The following is an 8139-nucleotide window of genomic DNA, read 5'->3' as shown; positions in this document are numbered from 1 at the left end:
CTCACCCATGACTCCCACATTCAAGGGAAGACGGGGATCGGGCCGCTCGAAGAATTGCTGCACGTAGACGGTGGATGTCGTCAATCCATGCGCGAAAAAACCGCTGGGCACTTCACCGACGAGCTTCGCTTGGGGATCTGCGGATGCCCAGATTTTGATGGGCAAGTAGCCTCCCGCTTTATCTTCGATTTGACGCATCAGAACTCCGATGGCCCGATCTTCGCTTTTAACTGCATATTGATCGAGGTCCTTTGGCAAAGATGGGGCTTTGTAGCGTATATTCACCGTCATCTCGATAAATTTCTTGCTGCCGTCTATTCAGGGTTCGACTCCATTCGAGCAGTTTTGCGCCCTCGCAGGATAACTGCATCCAGGGAATGATCCCTTCAGCTTTACTGGCAGCCCATATTAAGTGGACATGAGCGAATCTATCGTATCTTGCTGAGCGTCCGGGATGATACGGAACGACGGATATTGCAGCGCAACGTGGATGAGCAATAACGCGAACAACAGATCTGGCAAACGATTCTGCACGAGCTTCTCAATAAAAATCTCGGTCTTGTCACCAAACTGCTGGCGCGGGCTGTTCAGGTGCTGGAAGATAGCGGGTGCGATTCCACGGATAAAGCGCTTTTCAAGCGTCACTTGGGCCACTTGCACACCATCAAAGGTGAAGCTCGAACTTTGGGTCTGGACAGTCTAAGTCAGGCTGTTCATTCGTTGGAGGACAGTGCAAAAATCCTGGTACAGCGAGGGGAGCAAGGTCCTTTCTTGCAGGGGCGGAATTCCCTGCTTCTCCTGCTGGAGCACTACAAGAAAATCGTGAGCAGCCTGAATGGGTCGCCCACAGGTGTGCTCCGAGCGGACGATGAACCCGGCCTCCTGGAGAGGATTCAACCCCATTGGCGAAGCATTCAAAAGCAGCTTGCGCAAGGCGGTTTGCGTGCTGCACGGCTGGAGCTCGTCGATGCGGTCGTACAGTGGCCCGAAGACCTTCTAAACGACGTGTCCGACGTTATTCTTCACGCCCTGACCAATAGCGCAGATCATGGTTTTCTGATCCCCAAGACTCTTGGTGCCATTGTCGAACGGCCCATTTTTTCCATCATCTGTGAAGCCGAACGGAGTCAGCTGAGAGTCCTGGTTCGGGATAACGGAGTCGGCCTTAATCTACAGAAATTGCAGCAGCTGGGAGAGAAACGAGGCTTTCGACCTGGTCCAGGGCAAAGCTATGCCGATGTCCTCTTTGAGGAAGGTGTCTCAACCGCTGGCTTGATCAATTTAACGAGCGGTCGCGGCATAGGCATGGTGGCCATTCGTGAAGTTGCGAAGCGAAGATCGGGCCAGGCCAGGATTCGCCCTGTGGCCGAAGGTCATGGGGCGGAGTTGGAACTCGTGATGAGCATGCCGCTTTAGAAAGCTGAAGTTGCCGTCGCTTGGGTTAGGTTCAGAAGCAATTTTCTCAGAAAAAAGGAGGCAAAATGGCTCGCGGTCGTTCCCACTGACGTTCGGAGATAACCATGAAAGTTGAATCGATTTTCTTCAGCTTTCAGTGAGCTTGAAAAAATTGACAAACTCATTAGACCTCAACAGGAAAGTGTATTGATTTTCATCGAAGCTCCAAAAAACCAATTCAAGGTTTATACCAAAGAGATTCATCATTCAGAGGTGTTTTCGGCGGCAAAAAAGGATTGCGAAGTTTGATGACTTGGCGATTTTTGAGATTGGCGCGCTCCACGCTCACTTTGTAATAGGCCTCAAAGGAACGATCAAAAGAGCCGTCCGCTATCATCCTTATCAATCCCGCCTCGATTCTCCTGGCCAGTCGATGGTTCTGTTTATTGACGAAGAAGTAGTTGACGTAGGGATAGTAGAGAACAAGATTTTGTTCTATGGTCAGACCAGCGAGTTGATTGTGGCGGGACGCATACTCATCAAAGATTTCCGTTATTCCACGGGAAAAAAAATCAAATCTCTCAGTCATGAGCATTTGAAAAAGACCTTCATATGACGAGGATTTCACAACTTTGATGCCATTCGCTTCAAGGATTTTTACATCCCCCCAATCATGACCCTGCCCAATTGTAAACTGCTGAAGGTCTTTCAAGTTTCGAATATTTTCATATCGTTTGGAATTGTTTCCTTTTATGAGCAGCAATCGATAACCGAGTATGTCTTTGATGATGGGAATGCGAATTGGCAGAAGTTTGGTTTCCAATTCATTGGAAGTTGGCAACCAAATCAAATCAACCGTCCGGTTCCGTTCAAGTTCCAACATGAGCCTGGAACCACTCATTTCGATAGGCTGCGGAATCAATTTGAAGTCGCCATAGTCTTTGCTGGTTTTCTTCAGGACGAGTTCGAGAAGTTGGATGGGATACTGCTGCCGCCTATCAGCCTGCGACTCTTGTGTTTGAATACGGATCAAATCTTCGGCAAGAGCCATGCGTGATACAAAGAGCGTCAAGGATAAAAATATTGAGGCAAGTATGACGATCATATTTCGAGATCCTGACCTCCTATTACCTTATAGTGATAATATCCAATATTGATATTATACTGTTCCAGTGTCATGCTTTTTCTGATCTCGTATGAAATCGCTTAGGTTTGTGTGCCATTTGGAGGCCCCCCGCATGACTTTATGCATGGCGCCCATCCCTAATTAGTCGCCCATGCATAAGATTGTAGGGATTGCCTGTCCTGGCTTTAGGCACCATAATCAACGAAATTTTCTGCAAGAGTTTGCAGCCAAAGCCCGATTTTTCTGGACGTCTGTCCATGGTGAAGCGAATATTTTTCAAACATGTCTTTTCGGCTCATGAAAAAAGATTGGCTCGCGTACGTTATCTACCTCAGAAAGCATTTAGGAGCGCTTTGAGGAGGACATGCGTTGAAAAAAAAATGGATGGTTAGTTTGTTAGTTCTGACTGGAACCATGATACAAGGCTGTAGTGCGAAGAATGATCAGGAATTAAGCCAGACGAAAAACATTTTTGGAAATGACGATCGCTGGGTTGCCTCGTCGAACATAAGTTCTGTCAGTTACCCTTATAGCACGATAGGTAAGCTTTATCTGAACGGACCGGGCTCGTGTACGGCGACTTTAGTCGGGCCGAAACTGATCGTCACAGCCGCGCACTGTGTAAGAAGTTCGACCGGCGGTCTGATCCCAAATATTTACTTCTACCTCGGCTTCCATCAGGGTAGTTATCCGGCCGCTGCTATCGTTGTTGATGGCAAAATGGGCAACTACAGCTCAAGCGATGCCGCGAAGGCCAAAAACGATTGGGCCGTTCTGCTCCTGGATCGTGACCTGGGTTCAACATACGGTTACATGAATCTCACAGCCTGGGCCACAGATGATATTCCAGACTTTCACCCTGTTCAACTTGCTGGATACTCGGTTGATGGCGGAACTGGGCAAGGTGGGCAGGTTTTGACCGTTGATAGTGGTTGCCAGACGCGCGGCACGGAAGAGTTTAGCAGAATAGCTCATGACTGTGATATTTTTGGTGGAGCCTCAGGCGGGCCCATGTTTGAAATGAAGGGTAGCACAGCCTGGATATCCGGTATTCAATCCACAGAGTACAATTCCGTCACCGCTGTTGAATACACCTACTCGCAGCGAAACACGGCCGTTGATACCACAGAAGCTTATGCTGCTTTGCTCACTCTTTGGAATCGCTAAGTTCCATCGGGGTGAATGTAGGGAATCAGACGGTCTTGCGGAAATCCTTCCCCGGCTCGCCTACGCAAGGCCATGGAGCCGAGCAAAGCGCCGGGGGCGGCCGTCCCCCGACCTACATCAGGGATCTCGCGGATCTCATCCGTCTTGGCTCGATACAACAAATGGCTCGTGGTTGCCGTTTTTCGATGTCCCTCAACACTCGGGCTTCGCTCAAGAAGGATCCCATTCGACCCTTCTGCCATAGTCATGCAGCAGGTCGAAAAGTGCCTCAATGGGACTTTCGATGATCTGCTCTGAATCAATCTTCATGCCGCCCCCAACACTGCATCCCGAATCATAGCGAGTATAGTGCCAATGAGATGGGAAGAGGAGTCCTGCTTATGGCCAAACAAATCATTGAGGTTTCGATCAAGAAGGCCGAAGACCGGTTCGATGCACTCGTCGGCTAGTTGGAGGAGGGGCAGTTGGAGGTTCACATTGTTCGCCATAACAGGATCGTGGCACGGATCCTTCCCTGTGGCGAAGACTCTACCAACCAGATTTTGTAAGATAAATCATTTCTTTACCTTCCATTGTCAGCCAAACGCACGTTTGCTTTACAGCTTGTCAGTTTATGATGTGGCACCTCTACCCATGGCTTCGCCGTCCCTCTGTCGAACTCGACAAGAATTTGCGCGAGGAATTGGCCGATGTACTGGCCATGATTCTGCTCTTCGCCCAAATGCAGGGCCACCTTGGGCTTTAAGAGGTTTCGAACAGCAAAGATCACAATTGGCGGTTTTGAGTCGATGAGAATGATTCGAAAACGGCAGGTCAGAGCAGAGGGTGATACCTCTGCTGAAATCTTCTATTCGATGGCTGCATGATAGCTGGAGAATCCAGATGTTTCCTCGCTCAGAGTTCGCAAACGCAACAAAACCCTCTTTTTACCCGACCAAGAAAACGGGCAGGAATGCTGACTTATGCTCCACTCTGCCCCTCTTTTATGATGTCGAATCCGTTTATTGGTTTGCAAGGCTGGCGTTAAAATTCAGGTTTCCATCTAATTTGACGTATTTGGTTTTCTCCTGACTCCCACTCGTGACAGTGATTTTGTAGATGCCCTTGAATCCACGCAACGAGACCTTGCCATTGGCATCCGCCGTGAGCTCAGTGGTTGGGGTCCACCATTCACCGAACACCAGATCAATAAAAGGTGTGGCAAACGGTTTCAGGTTCCAGTCGGTATCGAAGAGGGGAGCCTTCTTCGAGGTTCCGTCCCAGAAACCCCACATGAGAAAGCCGTCGCTGTGTTCGTAGCTGAAGGTGGCGGTCAGGATGTCCCGGAAATAGTCCCGCTGGACATCATCCGGTGCGAGCGTGGCATTGTCATACTCCGTGATCTTTATTTTTCCGCCAAGGGATGCAACGTGGTAATCCTCAAAGTGCTGCAGCATTTCCGCGGGTGGGGTTAGATACCGAAAATGCGCCTGCAGGCCTATCCCGTCCACCTTCGCTGCACTGCCACTGGCCTTGAGTCCCTTGGCAATTTCTTCCACGTAGGATTGATTTGGATTGGTTTTAGGAAAGGATTTTTTGTGTCGAACCAAGGGGGGGAATAAGGGCAAAGGCATCCGCAAAGATCGAATCGAGGAGATGACTTTGCCTCGTGCAAGACATACGAACGCCAATCCCCCACAGCCGTTAGTTTACCAGCCTTATGATTTTCGAGACTGATGGAACCCCTTTGTCATTCACCAGATAGAGCATGTAGTATCCTGGAGGTGCGATATGAGAAGAGTCAGGCATGGCTACACTGACCGCTCCATTCTCTTTGGTAAATTCAAGTTCAAGAAAGCGCTGGCTCATATCGAAAGAATGTGTGACAGCGCCTGTCCTGACAAGAGTCACGCGCTTTACAGTACCAGCGCCACTGAATTGAACTTCAGTCACCCTGCCATATCTTTGTTCAGCTGCAACTTCGTCGATTTTTAAGCGCTTCGCAAAATTACCGGCGGAATCGAAAAGATAGGGTGGATAATATATTTCAGCATTAAGATTGGTCAATGGACCTGGGGCTCCCCCACCACCGACGAGTACAGTGGCATCGGGTAGCAAAAGTGCGGAAGAATGATAGAGCCGAGCCGTAGCGGCTTTAGCCAGCTGTGTAAATTTGCGCGTTTTCGGATTCCATAGCTCCGCGGTTGTTGCTGGATTGACCAGCTCATTTTTTTTTGCGCTGCCACCCGAAATAAAGACCTGGCCATCCGGAAGTACAGTTGCGTTCGCCCACTCTCTTTTGAATGCCATATCTGCAAGATTACTCACCTCGGGAGAGCCCTCTGTAATGTCGACCATGATGGCTTTGTTGGAGCCAAGATCACCGCTGCTGCCTGTGTCTTTGCCGCCAACCTGGAGAATTTTTCCTGGCTCAAACATGACAGCCGTTGAGGTGGAAGAGCGGCTTCTCTTGGGTAAATTGCCGACAATCTCCGCGTCCCCATCACCTTGCCAATCCAAATAGTACATGATACCGCCAGACATCCCGAAGAGACGACCATCGGGTGCTACAAAATTTCTGGGATAGAACCAGCGTGCTTCTTTATTAACAATCTCAGCATTGGCAGCTCCCCAAACTGTACGCCAGGAGCCCTTGGAGAATATCTCGGGCGCAGCCACCGGGGCCTTTCCACCATCAATTCCTCCATGTACCAGCGATTCACCATTGGGAAGGGTCGTGACAGTCGGATACCATCGCGCAAAATTCATCTCATCGGTGGCTTCGAGCGTTTGCTTGCCCTGTCGGTAGATGGAAGTGGCTTTGATACCAGCATTGGACGGGTTTCTTGTATCGCCTCCTGGAATAAGAACGTCGCCGTTGGGAAGCAGACCTGTAGCCGCGCAAAAAATATCGGTGCTTATTTTATTCGGTAAAGACTGATGGGAATTCTTGCCCGTACCCTTGCCCGGGTCCCAAATATCATAGTTAAACTGTGCGCCCTGTTTGCCTTTACTATCTGTCCCAAAGGTAAGAACTTTGCCTTGAGGCAAGAGAACTGCATGGATCGGTATGATAGGCCAGTTGAACTGAGTACCCCATCGCCCTTTGATATTTTCGCCCGGCGCTGCGTAGAGAGCAAAAGGAGACGTCAATACAGAAGCCAAGGCCAAGTGCATAAATACGCTTCGTCCTTGATGCATAGGAAACCTTTCTTGTCGATTTGGTAGTTAGTGGACTCTCAATTCCTATTGAATCCTCGAATTTTTCATAAAAACTTTAACGGCTCCACTCAATTCCTTTGCAAGTTTACTGCTGTCGATCTGAGGCGGCGATGCGAAGCTCAATAGGTAGTTACCTTTAGGGTCAATAAGATAGATACGACCTTTATGAGCCAAAGGTTTTGAATCACCGCTGAGGCTTCCAAAATGCTCGCCTAACTGAGTCGTAGCCTCCGGCGCACCTCTCCCGAACACCCACGAAGAATCGGCGATGCGAAAGTTCTGCTTGTACGTGGCAAGCTTTGCGATCGTGTCATTTTCAGGATCGATGGTAATGGATAGGATGACGATGGCCTCTTTCTCTTGAGCATCAAGTTTGGTCCAGGCATTCATCAATCCCGCGGTTTGTGGCGGACAAATGCTTTGGCAGGAGGTGAAAAAAAAATTAATCAGAACCAATCGACCTCGCAGCTGGTCGATACTGAACGGCTGACCCAGCGAATCTGTTAGTATCAGTTTATCCCAAGGAACTCTTTTTTCCGCTGGGCCTTCCATCAACTCCGTGAATGCAGGTGGGTTGGCCCATGCCTTTGGCGCAATTTCGCTGGTCAACACGAACATCAGAAAACTCAATCTTTTGAGACAATGTACCCATCTCCGATTGCGCATAAACTTCCATCCATAATTTCATTTACCAGTTGTATGAAGCTCACCTTACTTGAGCGGGATTATGCTCTCGAGCTTTGCTTATTTCAATATGAATGCAGTTAAAGTTTCCAGGCTTTGGTTCGGTTCTTTCGATTGCGCCTCGTCATCGAGGGAGCGTTGAAAATTTTCCTTGGTGAGTAACAAAGATTAACACGTTGTAAGTTGTGACCAAAAACTAGGCTCTGTCGCAAACATTTCCGAGGCTAAGGTGGTTTTCTGAAGGGACCATTCCCCAGGGCCCCGGAAAGAATGCCTAGGAATTAATCCAGGCCTTGCACGGGTCTGCTTCACTGGATTGCGATACCCTTGAAATTCATGCTGAAAGGAAGACCTGAACTGAACCTTCGTCACTTTTTGGCAAAAACTTCATTTTGTGGCCGCAGGAATACCGTGAAAGACGACGCTCCCTTGTATGAATCTTTTATTTCCTTGGCTTAAATTTTTGAGAAGAGGTAATCCAGATCGATGTCTTTGCCATAAAGGCAGGATCGGATGGTTTTTGCGATCTGAAATTGGCCTTTTTTCCTGAAGAGGCCCATGATCAC

8 protein-coding genes are annotated in these 8139 nt (G+C 48.9%); 2 read left to right on the top strand and 6 right to left on the bottom strand.

Annotation, left to right across the window (positions count from 1 at the left end; all coding sequences use genetic code 11):
* A partial coding sequence (locus VE954_RS10350; protein ID WP_324952356.1) for a hypothetical protein occupies nucleotides 1-285 on the bottom strand: 285 nt, incomplete at its 3' end.
* 123 nt (nucleotides 286-408) lie between these two features.
* Entirely contained in the window at nucleotides 409-645 is a 237-nt protein-coding gene (locus tag VE954_RS10345; RefSeq protein ID WP_324952355.1) for a hypothetical protein, read from the bottom strand.
* Here VE954_RS10345 and VE954_RS10340 point away from each other — a divergent pair, their 5' ends adjacent.
* Entirely contained in the window at nucleotides 646-1416 is a 771-nt protein-coding gene (locus VE954_RS10340) for an ATP-binding protein (protein WP_324952353.1), read from the top strand. It begins immediately after the preceding gene.
* A 217-nt stretch (nucleotides 1417-1633) separates the two neighbouring features.
* Here the strand turns inward: VE954_RS10340 and VE954_RS10335 are convergent, their stop codons facing one another.
* Nucleotides 1634-2500, bottom strand: coding sequence for a hypothetical protein (locus tag VE954_RS10335; RefSeq protein WP_324952351.1), 867 nt, complete (start codon nucleotides 2498-2500; stop codon nucleotides 1634-1636).
* Between the two features lie 390 nt (nucleotides 2501-2890).
* Here VE954_RS10335 and VE954_RS10330 point away from each other — a divergent pair, with 390 nt between their 5' ends.
* Complete coding sequence (locus VE954_RS10330) at nucleotides 2891-3688, top strand: trypsin-like serine peptidase (RefSeq protein WP_324952349.1); 798 nt, start codon at nucleotides 2891-2893, stop codon at nucleotides 3686-3688.
* A 1001-nt stretch (nucleotides 3689-4689) separates the two neighbouring features.
* Here VE954_RS10330 and VE954_RS10325 read toward each other — a convergent pair.
* From VE954_RS10325 to VE954_RS10315, 3 genes are all read right to left on the bottom strand, one after another.
* The gene (locus VE954_RS10325; protein ID WP_324952347.1) at nucleotides 4690-5295 is read right to left on the bottom strand and encodes an endo-1,4-beta-xylanase; all 606 of its coding nucleotides are present in this window, start codon (nucleotides 5293-5295) and stop codon (nucleotides 4690-4692) included.
* Between the two features lie 76 nt (nucleotides 5296-5371).
* The gene (locus VE954_RS10320) at nucleotides 5372-6844 is read right to left on the bottom strand and encodes a galactose oxidase-like domain-containing protein (protein WP_324952345.1); all 1473 of its coding nucleotides are present in this window, start codon (nucleotides 6842-6844) and stop codon (nucleotides 5372-5374) included.
* A gap of 69 nt (nucleotides 6845-6913) precedes the next feature.
* The gene (locus VE954_RS10315; RefSeq protein WP_324952358.1) at nucleotides 6914-7441 is read right to left on the bottom strand and encodes an SCO family protein; all 528 of its coding nucleotides are present in this window, start codon (nucleotides 7439-7441) and stop codon (nucleotides 6914-6916) included.
* Nucleotides 7442-8139: the final 698 nt, after the last annotated feature.

Source organism: Oligoflexus sp., from assembly GCF_035638955.1.
Lineage (GTDB): Bacteria > Bdellovibrionota_B > Oligoflexia > Oligoflexales > Oligoflexaceae > Oligoflexus.
The sequence above is the reverse complement of the archived record's forward strand: the minus strand, read 5'-3'. Positions and strand labels throughout refer to the sequence as shown.